At 58.6% G+C, this 16,168-nt stretch carries 11 protein-coding genes and 3 pseudogenes; 8 read left to right on the top strand and 6 right to left on the bottom strand.

What is annotated here, in order from left to right:
- Positions 1 to 112 precede the first annotated feature (112 nt).
- Positions 113 to 745, bottom strand: a complete 633-nt coding sequence (locus CAG47_RS27310; protein ID WP_085729396.1) for a response regulator transcription factor — start codon at positions 743 to 745, stop codon at positions 113 to 115.
- A 33-nt stretch (positions 746 to 778) separates the two neighbouring features.
- Positions 779 to 2,143 (bottom strand): cache domain-containing protein, encoded by a 1,365-nt coding sequence (locus CAG47_RS27305; protein ID WP_085729395.1) that lies wholly within the window; start codon positions 2,141 to 2,143, stop codon positions 779 to 781.
- A 270-nt stretch (positions 2,144 to 2,413) separates the two neighbouring features.
- Between CAG47_RS27305 and CAG47_RS27300 the strand changes: the two genes are divergently transcribed.
- From CAG47_RS27300 to CAG47_RS27285, 4 genes are all read left to right on the top strand, one after another.
- Positions 2,414 to 4,471, top strand: coding sequence for a carbon starvation CstA family protein (locus CAG47_RS27300; RefSeq protein ID WP_085729394.1), 2,058 nt, complete (start codon positions 2,414 to 2,416; stop codon positions 4,469 to 4,471).
- A 14-nt stretch (positions 4,472 to 4,485) separates the two neighbouring features.
- Positions 4,486 to 4,683, top strand: coding sequence for a YbdD/YjiX family protein (locus CAG47_RS27295; RefSeq protein ID WP_085729393.1), 198 nt, complete (start codon positions 4,486 to 4,488; stop codon positions 4,681 to 4,683).
- A gap of 293 nt (positions 4,684 to 4,976) precedes the next feature.
- Complete coding sequence (gene katG, locus CAG47_RS27290) at positions 4,977 to 7,190, top strand: catalase/peroxidase HPI (RefSeq protein WP_085729392.1); 2,214 nt, start codon at positions 4,977 to 4,979, stop codon at positions 7,188 to 7,190.
- A gap of 275 nt (positions 7,191 to 7,465) precedes the next feature.
- Positions 7,466 to 8,869: a DUF1254 domain-containing protein gene (locus CAG47_RS27285; protein WP_085729391.1), complete on the top strand. Its 1,404-nt coding sequence runs from the start codon at positions 7,466 to 7,468 to the stop codon at positions 8,867 to 8,869.
- A 9-nt stretch (positions 8,870 to 8,878) separates the two neighbouring features.
- Here the strand turns inward: CAG47_RS27285 and CAG47_RS27280 are convergent, their stop codons facing one another.
- Positions 8,879 to 9,202 carry a hypothetical protein gene (locus CAG47_RS27280; protein ID WP_218190694.1) on the bottom strand — a complete coding sequence of 108 codons (324 nt, stop codon included), beginning with the start codon at positions 9,200 to 9,202 and terminating at the stop codon, positions 8,879 to 8,881.
- A gap of 382 nt (positions 9,203 to 9,584) precedes the next feature.
- Between CAG47_RS27280 and CAG47_RS27275 the strand changes: the two genes are divergently transcribed.
- Positions 9,585 to 9,935: a BON domain-containing protein gene (locus CAG47_RS27275; RefSeq protein WP_085729390.1), complete on the top strand. Its 351-nt coding sequence runs from the start codon at positions 9,585 to 9,587 to the stop codon at positions 9,933 to 9,935.
- Between the two features lie 85 nt (positions 9,936 to 10,020).
- On the opposite strand, the pseudogene CAG47_RS29195 reads toward CAG47_RS27275, so the two are convergent.
- Positions 10,021 to 10,128, bottom strand: a pseudogene (locus CAG47_RS29195) (hemerythrin domain-containing protein); the annotation flags it as partial.
- 304 nt (positions 10,129 to 10,432) lie between these two features.
- Between CAG47_RS29195 and CAG47_RS27265 the strand changes: the two are divergent.
- The 3 genes from CAG47_RS27265 to CAG47_RS27255 all read left to right on the top strand — a co-directional run bounded on the left by CAG47_RS27265 (position 10,433) and on the right by CAG47_RS27255 (position 14,069).
- Entirely contained in the window at positions 10,433 to 10,639 is a 207-nt protein-coding gene (locus CAG47_RS27265) for a PLD nuclease N-terminal domain-containing protein (RefSeq protein WP_085729389.1), read from the top strand.
- A 49-nt stretch (positions 10,640 to 10,688) separates the two neighbouring features.
- Positions 10,689 to 12,260, top strand: coding sequence for an EAL domain-containing protein (locus CAG47_RS27260; RefSeq protein WP_085729388.1), 1,572 nt, complete (start codon positions 10,689 to 10,691; stop codon positions 12,258 to 12,260).
- Positions 12,261 to 12,944: 684 nt separating this feature from the next.
- A complete protein-coding gene (locus CAG47_RS27255; protein ID WP_085729387.1) occupies positions 12,945 to 14,069 on the top strand; it encodes a redoxin domain-containing protein in 1,125 nt (374 codons plus the stop codon).
- A 67-nt stretch (positions 14,070 to 14,136) separates the two neighbouring features.
- Here CAG47_RS27255 and CAG47_RS29510 read toward each other — a convergent pair.
- Positions 14,137 to 14,655: pseudogene (locus CAG47_RS29510) on the bottom strand (methyl-accepting chemotaxis protein); the annotation flags it as partial.
- A 339-nt stretch (positions 14,656 to 14,994) separates the two neighbouring features.
- Positions 14,995 to 16,020, bottom strand: a pseudogene (locus CAG47_RS29505) (cache domain-containing protein); the annotation flags it as partial.
- Positions 16,021 to 16,168 lie beyond the last annotated feature (148 nt).

The raw sequence follows: 16,168 nt of genomic DNA, 5'->3' as shown, positions 1-16,168 counted from the left end.
CGATAGCAACGTTGTTCATGGCAATGATCTCCGATTAGCCCCCTGTGAAAGCTTAGTGAGCGATCACAGGGGGTGCGGCGGGGGTAGCCATTTCATTAGTAGGGCGGCGGAGCTAGCGGGAAATGAGGCCATGATCGATGGCGTACTTGACCAGCGCCGCCGGCTTGTCGATGTTGAGTTTGCGCCGAATGCTCAAGCGGTGCGTCTCCACCGTGCGCACGCTGATGTCCAGTTCCCGGGCCATTTCCTTGTTGTTCAGCCCTTGCGCCATCTTCGACAGCACCTGGCTTTCCCTCGGGGTCAGTTCGTTGTCGGTGTTCCTGTCGGCGATCAGGCGCTGGGCGATTTCGGCGCTGTAGAAGGTTCCGCCGCTGCTGATGGCTTCGATGGCGGCGATGATTTCCCGCGACGGGGCGTTTTTGAGCACGTAGCCGCTGGCGCCGGAGCGCACTGATTCACTCACGTATTCGTAATTGTCGTACATGCTCAGCACCAGCACCTTGAGCGACGGGTGCTGGCTGCGCAACACGCGTGTCAACTCCAGGCCGTTCATGTCCGGCAGGCTGATGTCCACCAGCAGCAGGTCCGGCTGGCAGCGTCCGACCATCTCGATGGCCTCGGCGCCGTTTTCCGCTTCGCCGACCATTTCCAGGGGCGACATCACGGCCAGCAGCGCCTTGATGCCGTCGCGGACCAGGGAGTGATCGTCGACCAGGGCGACGCGGATCGGGGAGGGCAGGTTCATCGCAATATTCACTCTTGTAGTTTTGCGCAAGGCTCAGCGTTTTGTGCCTGGATTCATTGGCAGCCATACATCCAGCTCGCTTCTGCCCGGCATCGAGATCAAATCGAAGCGACCGCCAAAATGTTCGACGCGTTCGCGGATGTTACGCAAACCAATGCCGGCCTGACGACGTTCGACCTGGGCGACGTTGAAGCCGATGCCGTCATCGACCACCGTCAGCCGCACGGATTCGTCGCAGCCGCGCAGGGTAATGGAAACGTGCTTCGCCTGGGCGTGGCGCTCGATATTGGTCAGGCCTTCCTGGACGATACGGAACAGCGACACAGCCGCGCCGTCGACCAGCAGGCAGTCGAATTCATTTTCGTCATAGGTCACGGTCAGCCCGCTGCGCTGTTCGAATTCGGCGGCCAATTGGCCGATGGCCGCCGGCAGGCCGAGGGTGTCGAGCAAGGAAGAGCGCAAGTCGTGGGAGAGGCTGCGCACTTCACCGATGGCATCGCCCAGGCGTTCGGTGGCGTCTCTGAGCGTGTTCAAACCCTTGTCGTCGGCTTGTTCGCGTTCCAGCAGATGGCTGGCCAGTTCGAACTGGAACTTGATCGAGACCAGCACTTGGCTGATGCCGTCGTGCAGTTCGCGGGACACCCGCGATCGCTCCTCTTCCTGCAGGCTGACGAGGCGCTGGGTCAGGCGCTGCAGTTTCTTGTCCGCCAGGCGATGTTCGCTGACGTTGAGGGTCATGCCGGTGGCGAACACGAACAGCACCGCGACGAGGGCGACCACGGCAATCGCCATCATGGTCTTGCGGATGCCCATGGCCACTTCGGCGCGGGCCTGCTGGGTGGCGCGTTCGACGTCTTCGAGGTAGATGCCGGTGCCGAGCATCCAGCCCCAGCGATCGAGCATCACCACATAGGCGAGCTTGTCGGTCACCCGGCCGGAAGAGGGCTTGTTCCAGGCGTAGCGCTGAAAGCCTTCGCCCGATTGCGCGCTTTGCAGCAGCGCCTGGATAACCGGCAGGCCATGGGGGTCCTTCATGTCCCACAGGTATTGGCCTACCAGTTCCGACTGGCGCGCATGCATCAGGCTGCGGCCTTCGCGGTCGTAGACGAAGAAGTAGCCGTTGATGCCGAAGCTGAGCTTGCGCAGTTCCTCCAGCACTTGTTGCTGGGCACGGGCGTCGCCGTGGCCGTCGTCGTACAGGGGGGCGATCAGGCTCTGGGCCATTTCCACGTAGTTTTTCAGCTCCGCACGCTTGCTCGCCAGAATGCTGTCTTCGATCAATTGCGCCTGTTGATCGCCCAGTTGGCGGTTGAGGGAAATCACCAGCGCGCAGATGACGGCAATGGCCAGCACCAGCGGCAGAATCCCGAGGGCGACGATCTTGTGTTTGAGCTGCATGGTGACTCCTGCCCGCGCGAAGGCTCGGGATCATATGCCAAAGATACGCCCTGTAGGAGCGAGCCTGCTCGCGAAGGCGTCCTGTCAGACAACCGTGATGTTGAAGGACAGGGAGATCGTGGCGTCTACGTAGAACTACGTAGACGCCACGTACGTAGTAACGCGGATTTATTTGTGGACGGCATGCGCGGATATTGGGCCAGCTCCGCACCGCGGACACAATTATAAAAATTACCGCCGCAGTTCACTGGCTGTGGCAGGAGACACGCTATGCCCCGTCTGGCTAAACACCTCGCCTGGTTTGCCGTGGCTGTCCTGGGAGCGATTGCGCTGAGTGTCGTGGCCCTGCGCCGCGGCGAAGCGATCAACGCCCTGTGGATCGTAGTCGCAGCCGTCGCCATCTACCTTGTTGCCTACCGCTACTACAGCCTGTTCATCGCCAACAAAGTGATGCAGCTCGATCCCAATCGGGCCACTCCCGCTGTACTCAACAACGATGGTCTGGACTACGTACCGACCAACAAACACGTACTCTTCGGCCACCACTTCGCGGCCATCGCCGGTGCGGGGCCGCTGGTCGGTCCTGTGTTGGCGGCGCAAATGGGCTACTTGCCCGGCACGCTGTGGCTGATCGCCGGCGTGGTGCTGGCCGGTGCGGTGCAGGACTTCATGGTCCTGTTCATGTCGACCCGCCGCAACGGCCGCTCCCTGGGCGACATGGTCCGCGAGGAAATGGGCCGCATCCCCGGTACCATCGCGCTGTTCGGTTGCTTCCTGATCATGATCATCATCCTCGCGGTGCTGGCGCTGATCGTGGTCAAGGCCCTGGCCGAAAGCCCGTGGGGCATGTTCACGGTGATGGCAACCGTGCCAATCGCGATGTTCATGGGCGTGTACATGCGCTACATCCGTCCGGGCCGCATCGGTGAAATCTCTGTCATCGGCGTGCTGTTGCTGCTCGGTTCGATCTGGCTCGGCGGGCAGATAGCCGCGGATCCGGTGTGGGCCAAGGCCTTTACCTTTACCGGTCTGCAGATCACCTGGATGCTGATCGGCTACGGCTTTGTCGCGGCCGTGTTGCCGGTGTGGCTGATCCTGGCACCCCGTGACTATCTGTCCACCTTCCTGAAAATCGGCACCATCGTGGCCCTGGCCATCGGCATCCTGGTGACCATGCCCGAGCTGAAAATGCCGGCGCTGACCCAGTTCATCGATGGCACCGGTCCGGTGTGGAAAGGCGGTCTGTTCCCGTTCCTGTTCATCACCATCGCCTGTGGCGCGGTCTCGGGTTTCCATGCGCTGATTGCTTCCGGTACCACGCCGAAGTTGCTCGCCAGTGAGGGGCATGCCCGCTACATCGGTTACGGCGGCATGCTGATGGAGTCCTTCGTGGCGATCATGGCCATGGTCGCCGCCTCGGTGATCGATCCGGGCGTGTATTTCGCCATGAACAGTCCGGCCGCCGTGGTGGGTGCCGATGCGGTTGCCGTTGCACAAACCGTCAGCAGTTGGGGTTTTGCCATCACCCCGGACGCGCTGCAAGCGGTCGCCCATGACATCGGTGAAACCACCATCCTGGCCCGCGCCGGCGGTGCGCCGACCCTGGCGGTGGGGATCGCGCAGATCCTGCACCACGTGTTGCCGGGCGAGAACACCATGGCGTTCTGGTACCACTTCGCGATCCTGTTCGAAGCGCTGTTCATCCTGACGGCCGTGGATGCCGGTACCCGTGCCGGTCGCTTCATGCTGCAGGACTTGCTCGGTTCGTTCGTGCCGGCCCTGCGCCGCACCGAGTCCTGGACCGCCAACCTGATTGCCACGGCAGGTTGCGTGGCCATGTGGGGGTATCTGCTGTACCAGGGCGTGATCGACCCATTGGGTGGTATCAACACCTTGTGGCCGTTGTTCGGTATCTCCAACCAGATGCTGGCCGGTATCGCGCTGATGCTCGGCACCGTGGTGCTGATCAAGATGAAACGTCAGCGTTACGTGTGGGTGACCTTGCTGCCGGCCATTTGGCTGCTGATCTGCACCACCACCGCCGGTTTCATCAAGCTGTTCGATGCCAACCCGGCGATCGGCTTCCTCGCCCTGGCCAGGAAGTACAGCGATGCCCTGGCCAACGGCCAGGTGCTGGCCCCGGCCAAGAGCATCGACCAGATGCAGCACGTGATCTTCAACGCCTACACCAACGCGACGCTGACTGCGCTGTTCCTGTTCGTGGTGTTCAGCATCCTGTTCTTCGCGCTCAGGGTCGGTATTTCCGCCTGGGGCAGCAAAGAGCGTACGGATAAAGAAGCGCCATTCAAGGCTGTGCCGAATGCATAAGCGAGGAGGGCGGTATGTTCAATGACCTGAGTCGCCTGGGTAAATACCTCGGTCAGGCCGCGCGCCTGATGGTCGGCATGCCCGACTACGACAACTACGTCGAGCATATGCAGACCAGGCACCCGGACAAACCGGTGATGGACTACGAGGCGTTCTTCCGCGAGCGCCAGGAGGCCCGTTACGGCAACAAGGCCGGACCGAAGTGCTGTTGAGCGACACAAAAAACCGGCTGAAAGGCCGGTTTTTCATTGTGTGCAGAAGCGCCCGGTCCGCGACCTTGATGATCTTGCATCCCGTTGCGAAGTTGCGCTGTTTATCAGCTATCTCCACAGATGAAGCGACAGTTCCCCGGACCGGTACTTTAATGGATGTGCTGGAGCGACTGTTCACGGGCCTGTCATAGCCGTGTGGCTATGGATCCCATACCGAAAAGCTATTTCATCAATCGGTGATCCGGATCCACGCTCAAGGGTGGTTAGCTGAAAACAAATAAAGAGGAGATGCCATGTCAACTGAATCGAAATGCCCGTTCAATCACGCCGCTGGCGGTGGCACGACGAACCGCGACTGGTGGCCGAACCAACTGAACCTGAAGATCTTGAGTCAGCACTCGCCCAAGTCTGACCCGTTGGGGGGCGCTTTCAACTATGCCGAAGCCTTCAAGAGCCTGGACTTCCAGGCGCTGAAAAAAGACCTGACTGCGCTGATGACCGATTCCCAGGACTGGTGGCCGGCGGACTTCGGTCACTATGGGCCTTTCTTTATCCGCATGTCCTGGCACGCCGCCGGCACCTATCGCACCGGTGACGGCCGGGGTGGCGCCGGCTCCGGCCAGCAACGCTTTGCACCGCTCAACAGCTGGCCGGACAACGTCAGCCTCGACAAGGCCCGTCGGTTGCTCTGGCCGATCAAGCAAAAGTACGGCAACAAAATCTCCTGGGCCGACCTGATCGTCCTCACAGGTAACGTCGCCCTTGAATCCATGGGCTTCAAGACCTTTGGTTTTTCCGCTGGCCGCCCGGATGTCTGGGAACCGGACGAAGACGTCTACTGGGGCTCGGAAAGCAAGTGGCTGGGTGGCGACGTGCGTTATGGCAAAGATGCCGCGCAAGCTCCCGTAGAGCGCAATCTGGAAACGCCCCTCGCCGCCGTGCAGATGGGTCTGATTTACGTAAACCCCGAAGGCCCTGAAGGCAACTCTGATCCGGTCGCCGCCGGGAAGGATATCCGTGAAACCTTCGCGCGCATGGCCATGAACGACGAGGAAACCGTCGCGCTGATCGCGGGCGGTCACGCCTTCGGCAAAACCCACGGTGCCGGTCCTGTCGACCATGTCGGACCTGAGCCCGAAGCCGCCGGCCTCGAACTGCAGGGGCTGGGCTGGAAGAGCACGTTCGGTACCGGTAAAGGTGGCGACACCATCTCCAGTGGCCTGGAAGTGACCTGGACGACCACGCCAACCCGGTGGAGCAACAACTATCTGGAGAACCTGTTCGGTTATGAATGGGAACTGACCAAGAGCCCGGCGGGGGCAAACCAGTGGAAGCCGAAGAACGGCGCCGGCGCCGGCACCATTCCGGATGCCCACGATCCATCCAAACGGCGTGATCCGACCATGCTGACCACGGACCTGTCGCTACGCTTCGATCCGATCTATGAGCCAATTTCGCGGCGCTTCCTGGCCAACCCAGACCAGTTGGCCGATGCCTTCGCGCGCGCCTGGTACAAGCTGATTCACCGTGACATGGGCCCGCTCTCGCGCTACTTCGGCCCGGAAATGCCGACTGAAGAACTGCTGTGGCAAGACCCGATCCCTGCGGTCGATCATCCGCTGGTCAATGACAGCGACGTGGCAGACCTGAAAAGCAAGGTGCTGGCCACCGGGCTGTCGGTCTCGCAACTGGTATCGACCGCCTGGGCGGCGGCATCCACCTTCCGTGGTTCCGACAAGCGCGGCGGCGCCAACGGCGGACGTCTGCGCCTGGCGCCGCAGAAGTCCTGGCAGGCCAACCAGCCGGCGCAACTGGCCAACGTGCTGAGCAAACTCGAAGGCATCCAGAAGGCGTTCAATAGCGCGCAAACCGGTGGCAAGAAAATCTCCCTGGCCGACCTGATCGTGCTCGCCGGTGGCGTGGGCGTGGAACAGGCGGCGAAAAATGCCGGCCACAGCGTGACAGTGCCGTTCAGCCCGGGACGCATGGACGCCAGTCAGGAACAGACCGATGTCGAATCCTTCGGTTTCCTTGAGCCTGTTGCCGACGGTTTCCGTAATTACCTGAAAACCCAGTACCGCGTGCCGGCCGAATCCTTGCTGATCGACAAGGCGCAACTGCTGACGCTCAGCGCGCCGGAAATGACCGTGTTGCTGGGTGGGCTGCGGGTATTGAACACCAATGTCGGCCAAAGCAAACACGGTGTATTCACCTCACGGCCGGAGGCGCTGACCAACGACTTCTTCACCAACCTGCTGGATATGGGGGTGGAGTGGAAGCCGGTGTCGGATGCCCGGCAGGAGTTCGAAGGGCGTGATCGCAAGACCGGTGCAGTGAAGTGGACGGGGACGCGGGTCGACCTGGTCTTTGGTTCCAATGCGCAGTTGCGTGCGCTGGCCGAATTCTATGCCTGCGCCGATGCGCAACAGAAGTTCGTCAATGACTTCGTCGCTGCGTGGACCAAAGTGATGAACCTGGACCGATTCGACTTGAATCGCGTCGTCTAGAGGAGATGTTGTCGTAACGCTGGCATTACCGGCAAAAGTGCCTCGGCTCGCCCTCCGGCTCCCACATCAGCGGAGGGCATCCAGCGTCCATGAACCTTGGCGATCGGGGACTGATTGGGCTGCGAGCTTGCCAAGGGTATGTGAGGGAGTTGAATCAATAGATCGTTTAACAACGGGTGGCGGATAAACCATTCTCACGTGCAGCAAATTTTTGTATCCAATCTATGCTGGACCTTGGCTAATAAAACGTCGTTATACAGTCAAGGAGACAGCTTATGAGGGTCATGTCAACCGCCGTATTGGCTTCCGCTATCATGGTGGGCGGCCACGCAACCGCTTCCGAAAAGGATGAGGCGCTGAAAGTTGCCGAGGACGCCTATATCTACGGCTACTCGCTGCTGACCACCGAGGTTACCCGTGTGCAGTCGACCAATGTCGACAAAGCCGAAGGTCTGCATGCTCCAACAGGTCAATTCATCAACGTCAAGCGCTACCCGCCAGCCGATTTCCGCGGCGTCTCGGCCCCCAATGCCGACACACTGTATTCAATGGGTTGGATTGACCTGAGCGAGCCTCAGGTGTTCAGCCACCCGGATATGGGCAAGCGTTACTACCTGATGCCGATGTACGACCTGTGGATGACCGACTTCGACGCTCCAGGCGCACGCGTCACTGGCGGCAAAGCGGCCAACTACCTGCTGACCGGCCCAGGTTGGGAGGGCACGGTGCCAGCTGGCATGACCCGCATCAAAGTGGCTACCAACAAAATGTTGATCCTCGGTCGCACCTATGCCGATGGCACTGAAGCGGACTACCAGGCCGTCAACGCCCTGCAAGATCAGTTGAAGATCACCCCGCTATCGGCCTGGGGTAAACCTTACACACCGAAAGCTGCAGCAGTTGATCCCAATCCGGGCTTCAGCATGACCGCCAAGCCGCAGGAAGTTCTTCTCGGCATGGACACCTCAACCTACTTCAACAAGCTCGCCAGCTTGATGTGCAAGGACGCGCCACCGGCCGCCAAAGATGCGCCGATTCTGGCACGCATGGCCACCATTGGTATCGAACCGTGCAAGCAATTCGATATCAGCAAGCTCGACCCGGCAGTACAGGCAGGCCTGAAAAACCTGCCGCAAACCGCGCTGGCGAAAATCAGTGCCAACAAGGAGGCATTGGGCAAATCAATCAATGGTTGGATCTTCGCCGTAGGTCTTGGCGAGTATGGCACTGACTACATGAAGCGCGCGGTGGTCGCTGCCTTTGGCTGGCCGGCCAATCAGGAAAAAGATGCCGTCTATCCCTATACCACCGTTGATAGCCATGGCCAGACCCTCAATGGTGCCAACAACTACACTCTGACCTTCGCCAAAGGTCAGACTCCGCCGGTGGATGGCTTCTGGTCTATCACCATGTACATGATCGACCAAGGCTGGTGGTTCGTACCAAACGCACTCAACAAGTTCACTGTCAGCCCGCGCGACAACCTCAAGTACAACCCAGACGGCTCACTGACCCTGTACTTCCAGGAAACATCACCGGGCAAGGACAAGGAAGCCAACTGGCTTCCGGCACCCAAGGGTGACTTTATCCCCATGATGCGCATGTACTGGCCACAGGAAAAGAGTCCATCGATTCTTGCCGGCACCTGGGAGCCACCACAAATCATAAAAACCAGGTAACACGTCGAGCTACTCGCAAAAGCCCTCAGCGCTTGAACACTGAGGGCTTTTGTTTTCAGGCGATTGGTTGAAGGGCGGAACGCGCTCGGCACCAATGCGGTCGGCGGCGATGTATTCGACGTTGTGGAACCAAATGTTGGGGTCCAGGCCACGCTTGATGGCTTCCTCGCGCAACCGCGCCACCCTGGCAGGACCGGCGTTGTAAGAGGCAAAAGTGAACAGGACCTTGTCCAGATCGGTCATCGGTTCGTCCTTGTAGTAGCGGTCAATCATCAAGCGCATGTATTTGACCCAGGCTTCGATGTTCGCCCGGGTTTGTCTGATGTCGCCCACTCGGATGCGGCGTCCTTGAAGTACTTCGCGTTCTTCAGAAAGCGAATCAGGATCATGTTTCCCGCCAGGTTTCCTTCACGATGTTGCGTGACAAATTCATCGACAACAGTCCTGAGTTGCGGGCTGTCCCTGCGCATATTGTTGAGCTTCGGTGGGTGTCGACCAGGTTCAGTCTATTGAGCGGCCGCCATGGATTGTGGATTCACCGGTCGAGAAGGACAGAGATGGGCGGTCAGGGCCGCACTATAATTAAATATGTGTCCATATTTGCGTGGCGAGTACACCAATGCATCAGATATCTGTAACGCTCGCCTGACGGGCAGAGGGCGGCACAATAAATGGGGGGGTAGGTACGCTTGATGACGCAAAAGAGGATTCAGTCATGAAACTTCACTCTTTACAGCATTACTCTCACAATCTGGAATTGGCCGTCCATGACACCTGGATTACCGCCAAGGTGAAATCGGCCCTGTCGATTGCCGAACCGAGCCTTGGCCTGCATATCAATGTCAAAACCTATGCGGGAAAGGTTGTGTTGAGCGGCCGGGTCAACACCCACAGACAATGTGACCAGGCCATCGCTCTGGCCCGTGCGGTTCATGGCGTCGCCGACGTCGATACCAGCGACTTACAGACCCACGTGTTCATGCCAGGAAGTTTCCCCGAAGCTCCCAACGCCGAAGAGAGTGCCGAGAAACGGCCACAATCGTCATCGCAGGGGGGCGATAAATGACGAGGGCGACTGTGTAGGCGCCATGCTCCTGGTTGGGGAACCAGGGCGGGACGCTGGGCAGATCGAGGACGTGCACTGACCGGCAGGGCGTGGATGGATCGGTATTTTCGAGATCGGGAAGAACGAGGGCGTCGACCGTTCGGCGCTCTTCCCTGGCCTCGAAATACATTTCGTCCTGCCCCTTACCCCCGGCCCTTGAGCCAGGCTCTCTGTTTCGATTGGGTGACTGAGAGGCTGAACCACCTCCAAAAAAAATGGCCCGCATGCGGGCGGGCCAAATGGGAATTCTTGAAAGGAGCAGGGGTAATCTGCGCCTTGTTCTGTGAGTAATTAGTGAAAAGGATGTCGCAGATACAGAAAAGCCCGCTCAGTGACGGGCCGTTTGCTGCTGGAAGATTGAGGCAGTATCGCAAGTTCCCGATTTAAGTCGCTTTCGCCTTGATCAGCGGAGCATTTTGCCTATTCTCAGCTGCAAACCATCGCATCGGAGTGTTTCCATGGGTTCTTTCTTGTACGACCTTGTCGCTTTCGCCATTTTTGTCGCAGATATCTGGGCGATCATCCATGTGGTGAGAAGCGATGCCGAAATCCTCAAGAAAGTGCTCTGGGTGGCGCTGATTGCATTGCTTCCCGTGATCGGCCTGGTCATCTGGGCCTTCGCGGGCCCGCGAGCCAAAGCAGTGGTCGGCCATAACCGGTCCTGACGTACTGGCCTGGGAGCTGAAGGCTTGATAGGTAGAAAAGGAGCATGCCGTGGGGAAAAGGCAATTGGTTTCACTCACGTTCTGCTTGCTCTTCCTGATTATCTTCGGACCGCTAAGTCTTAGCGTCTACATCTCTACTGTGCAGGCCCAAAAGTTAATGCTTTCGGGTGTGCGCGAGTTCACCTCTCAGACGTTGATTCGCACGGAGCATGTCCTGGAACAAGCGAAATCGGCACTGGAAAAAATGCAGAAATTTGAAGGGGAGGACTGTGGTCCGGAGCATTTATTAAAACTGCGCCAGGTCTCTTTCGAAAATAGATATATTCAGGAGGTTTTATTCCTGGACGGTAGAATAATTCGCTGTTCCTCAATGCGCGACGACGGAGGCGGCGTTGCGATAAAGGCACCGGACGCCACAGGCCCGAATGGTTTTTCTATCTGGTACCAGGCAAGTAATGATGTGGGCGTCAACAAGCCAATGACCAATCTGCAGTTTGGACGTCACGTTGTAGTCATTGATTCGATATCCTTCATTGATATCGTCCCGCGAGACGCCCAAATCCAACTGGGTGTGCTCGACCTCAACACTAACAAGGTGGTCGCCGCCTGGCCTGAGACGAACCCCAATCTGCTGGTAAAGGCGCTAACCCAGGGGCCGGAAAACTTCATCGAGAGCGAGGCGTTTTTCAACATCCAGCGCTCGAAGCAATTCCCTATTGCCATTGTTGCCTATGCTCCGCTCCAGGCACAAAACAGTGCCTGGCGAGCGCAACTCCTGATCTGGTTGCCCTTGGGTTTACTGATCAGTGGCCTGGGGGTCTGGGTATTGCTGAAGCTCCATCGCCGTTTTTCGTCCCCTCAATATCAAATGCAGGAGGCCATGCGATTACGTCAGTTCCAGGTCCACTTCCAACCCATTGTCGATTTAGCCAGCGGACGCTGCGTGGGCGCCGAGGCACTCATGCGCTGGCAAAGGCCCGACGGACATTACGTGGCCCCCGACCTTTTCATTCCTCTGGCGGAATCATTGGATTTGATACAACCGCTAACGGATCTGCTGATTGAACTGGTGTTCAAGGAAATGGGCGAATTCTTGGCCATCCGCCCTGATTTATACATATCTATCAATCTATCTGCGCAAGATATGCAAAGTCTGCGGGTGCCCGCATTATTAAACGACTATATAGCCCGCTATAAGATGTTACCCAAACAAATTTGCATCGAGGCTACAGAGCGCGGCTTTATGGATGCTGAACAGACACGACCGGTAATTGACGCTTTGCGCAACGCGGGACACCCGGTTTATATCGATGATTTTGGAACAGGGTACTCAAGTTTGTCGCTTCTGGAGAACCTGAAGGTTGACGCGTTAAAAATCGACAAGATATTTGTTGATACGTTGGCAACGGATTCGGCCACTTCAAAAGTTGCTCTTCACATCATCAATATGGCTCACAGCCTTGGGCTTTATATGATTGCCGAAGGTATCGAGGAATGCGCTCAAGCGGATTTTTTGCGTGAACAGGGCGTTCAGTTCGGTCAGGGTTGGATATTCCATAAACCGATGCGGTCCGCTGCCTATATTGAATATTGTAATAAACAGTCCATTTCACTGACTTGATGCCGCTTTCAACTTGTTCTGGCTGGTGCAGAAAAGGCGTTTTCACAGATCAATAGGCGGGCAGTTTGGGTAAACCGACTTTATCAACAGAACCGACCCATAATAGTCACGCGTCATGGGGCGACAGAATCGTGGCTCACCTGACGGGTTGAGGGGCAGGAAACTTCCAGGAACCCGGAGAATCTCGGCCTTTGGGTGTTCAAGCCCAAAATGTAGGGTGAGGGAACCCCTTGTTGGGGAATTTTCACGACTCCAAGAGACGGCTTCAGTGCAATCGCCAAGCCCGGGCCAGCCAATGCCAAATGGCTTGCATTTTGCTTGGGTAGTTGTACTCAAGCATTCATTGAATGCGGTTTCCGGAGATTCGAGCCATGTGGGCAAAAACTCTGCTGTTCGGCGTGATGCTTGGAATCGGGATCGTTACCAGCGGCTTGGCTACAAGCATGGTCCTGCTGTGGTGCGAGCTGTGTTGAGCACCCTCTCTTCTGCTTCGGACGCCGAGTCACGCTGGCGCCAGAAGCGCCGCAAGCGTCATCTTGATGCGCTTTTCATTCCTGTCGATGGCGTCCAGAACACAACGCACACGGTCGGCGGCGTCTGCCGAACCGCACGTGGCCATGCTGTGAACTACCCTTGGCAGGACCGGTTGACGGCCTGGTTCCGCTTGCAAGGAGAATAGCGTCGATGCGTATCGCACCCCTGGGCTTGGGCGACTCTGCCCCATGGTTTACCTGTCGTACTGAAATGCGCGAGCGCTTTGTGTTCGATACGGTCGCCGGGCGTTACCTGGTGCTGTGTTTCTTTGGTTCCAGCACCGATCCGGTCAGCGCAAAAGTGTTGGCGTTGCTGGCCGCGAGCCGCAGTCGTTTCGATGATACCAACCTGTCTTTTTTCGGCGTCACAGTCGATCCCGAAGACGAGCGGCAGCGACGGGTATCGGCCTCTGTGCCGGGGGTTCGCTACTTCTGGGATTTCGACCGGGCCGTGAGTGGGTTGTACGGTGCGCTCCGTGAGAATGGCGGCTACCGGAAAGTCACCTATGTACTCGACCCGATGCAGCGGGTACTCGCGGTGTTGCCGCTGCTCGCCGATGCGGATGCGCACGTGGCAGCATTGCTGGCGGTGCTGGAGCGCTTGCCGGCGATTGGCGCGCCTTATACGGCGGGCCTGCAGGCCCCGGTGTTGGTCTTGCCGCGGGTGTTCGAGCCGAAACTGTGCCAGGCTCTGATCGACTATTACCGCAGTCAGGGCGGTAAGGCATCGGGGTTTATGCAGGACATCGGCGGCAAAACCGTCCAAGTGTTCTGGCACCTGCAGAAGGTTCGGCGCGACTGTGTGCTTGAAGACGAGGAACTGCGCAAGGCCTGCATTCGCCGCATTCAAGAGCGGGTGTTTCCGCAAATCCAAAGGGCTTTCCAGTTTCAGGTGACACGGATGGAGCGCTATCTGCTCGGTTGTTATGACGCCAATGAGGGCGGGCATTTCCGTACGCACCGCGACAACACCACCAAGGGGACGGAACATCGGCGCTTTGCCGTCTCGCTGTTTCTCAACAGCGGCGAATATGAGGGCGGTTCGCTGCGCTTTCCGGAGTTCGGTTCGGGCCTCTACAGTGCTCCTCCGGGGGGCGCAGTGGTGTTCTCTTGCTCGTTGCTGCACGAGGCGACGGCGGTCACCCGAGGACAGCGCTACATGTTTCTGCCGTTTCTTTACGACGAGCCCGCCCGCCGGATCAGGGAAAAAAATCAGCACTACCTGAACCCTGAAACGAGCGGTGATACAGCGGATGCCTCCGAGCCAGGCACCTGACGACCTGGCAAGGGTTCGCGACTGTGCCTGCCAAACCGCGATGAGGCCCTCCCGGAAAATACAAAATTCAAATCCTGAAGCGGCTGAGCAACTGGTCCTGCTGACCGACGTACCCGGCCATCGCCGAACACTGGAGGACCTGCCTTTGGGCACTGTCGGAGACTTCCAGACTGATATCGCGAATGTTGCTCGTGTTGCGATTGATCTCCTCGGTCGTCGCGCTCTGTTGTTGCGCGGCGGCGGCAATCTGCAGGTTCATGTCGTTGATCCGGTAAATCGCTTCGCGTATGCGCTCCAGTGTCGCGTTGGCGGCATTGGCATCATCGGCCGTCTTGCTGGCGGCGTCGCGACTGTGTTGCATTTGCGCCTGGGCGTGTCTTACTCCGGCCTGCAATTGATCGATCATATGGCGAATTTCCTGGGTCGATTGCTGGGTACGCGAGGCCAGCGAGCGCACCTCGTCGGCAACCACGGCAAAACCACGTCCGGTTTCTCCGGCCCGCGCGGCCTCGATGGCGGCATTGAGCGCGAGCAGATTGGTCTGGTCGGCGATGCCGGTGATGACCGCCACGATCGACTCGATGCTTTGACTGAGGGTGGACAATTCGTTGATGGCACGACCGGCGTCGTCCATCTCCACCGCCAGGCGATTGATCGCCCCCGTCGACCGGGAGACCAGCGCCACGCCGTCTTCGGTTTCCTCGTTGGCGGCAATCGCCGCCTCGGCCGCGGTCTGGGCATTGCGTGCCACGTCCTCGGCCGTCGAGGCCATCTCCTGCATGGCGATGGACAGTTGATCCAGTTCCTGCAACTGGTTCTGGACCCGACTGGCAGCCTGATCCGCCTCACATGAGGTTGCAGTGGTGCTCTCGCGGACGTTTTGCGAACCACTTTTCACGTCGCCGATCAGCGCCTTGAGATTCTGCAGCAACCGATTGAACTCCCCGGAGACCTGGGCAATTTCATCATTGCCGTGCACCGGTAATTCACGGGTCAGGTCACCGCTCCCTTGATTGATATCCGCGAGCGATGCCTTGAGCCGATCCAGCGGCCAGAGCAGGCGCCTGACCAGCAGCCCCAGCACCAACAGGCTGAGCAACACGCCCAGGCCGGTGCCGATGATGGCGCGCCAGGTCAGGACATGGGCGGCGGCCATGACGATGTCCTGGTCCAGCACCACGCCGATGTACCAATCCATGCCCTTGAGACCGGTGAGCGGAATAAAGGACACCAGCCGGGATTTTCCACCGCTGTTGACTTCTTGAAGCTGGCTATCGAGCGCCAGCGCGTTTCCGGAAAAAAGCTCGCTGTAGGGCTGGCCGTTCAGTTGCGCGTCCGGGTGGGAAATGATGTTGCCACTCTTGCTCAGCAGGAACGCATAACCGGCCCCGCCAAAATCCAGGGTGTTGATGGCATCGGCCACCGAAGTCAGGCGAATGTCACCGCCAAACACCCCGAGCGACTGCCCGGCATCGCTGATCCGGGTGACAGCCGAAATCAGGATTTCACCCGAGGTGGAGTCCTTGTAGGGTTCGGTCAACACCGCCTGGTGACCCGCCTTGCCGGTTGCATACCAGGGGCGGGTGCGACCGTCATAGTCAGGTTTCGGATTCCAGGACGCGGTGTTCTTGATCGGTTTGCCGTCGGACTCCAGGGCACCGAATACCAACTTGAATTCATCTTTGAGCATGGGCGAATCGATGATTCGCTGGGTCGCTTGCGCGCTGTACTGGCTGTCGATCGCCTGGGCGGCCAGATCCATCAGGCGAAGCTTGCCGTTGAGCCAGTTTTCGATCTGGCGTGCCACCGCATTGCTCGTTTCGGAAATGTTCGCCTCGACCTGGTGACGCAAGATCGTGCGCACCTGCTCTACCTGGACCAGCGACAACAGGCTGGTCGTTACCAACAGTACACAAGCAGCCACAAGGCTGACCTTGTAACGGATTTTCATCGAGGGCTCCGCGGGGCGAGAAGGTGGTTTTTCGGTTTTGAGACCGCCTTCGCGAGCAGGCTCGCTCCCACAGGGATCTCTTGTGAGTTAAATATTGGGGACTGACCCGGATCCACTGTGGGAGCGAGCCTGCTCGCGAAGGCTGCTT

Source organism: Pseudomonas sp. R37(2017), assembly GCF_002113375.1.
Taxonomy (GTDB): Bacteria; Pseudomonadota; Gammaproteobacteria; order Pseudomonadales; family Pseudomonadaceae; genus Aquipseudomonas.
The sequence above is the reverse complement of the archived record's forward strand: the minus strand, read 5'-3'. Positions and strand labels throughout refer to the sequence as shown.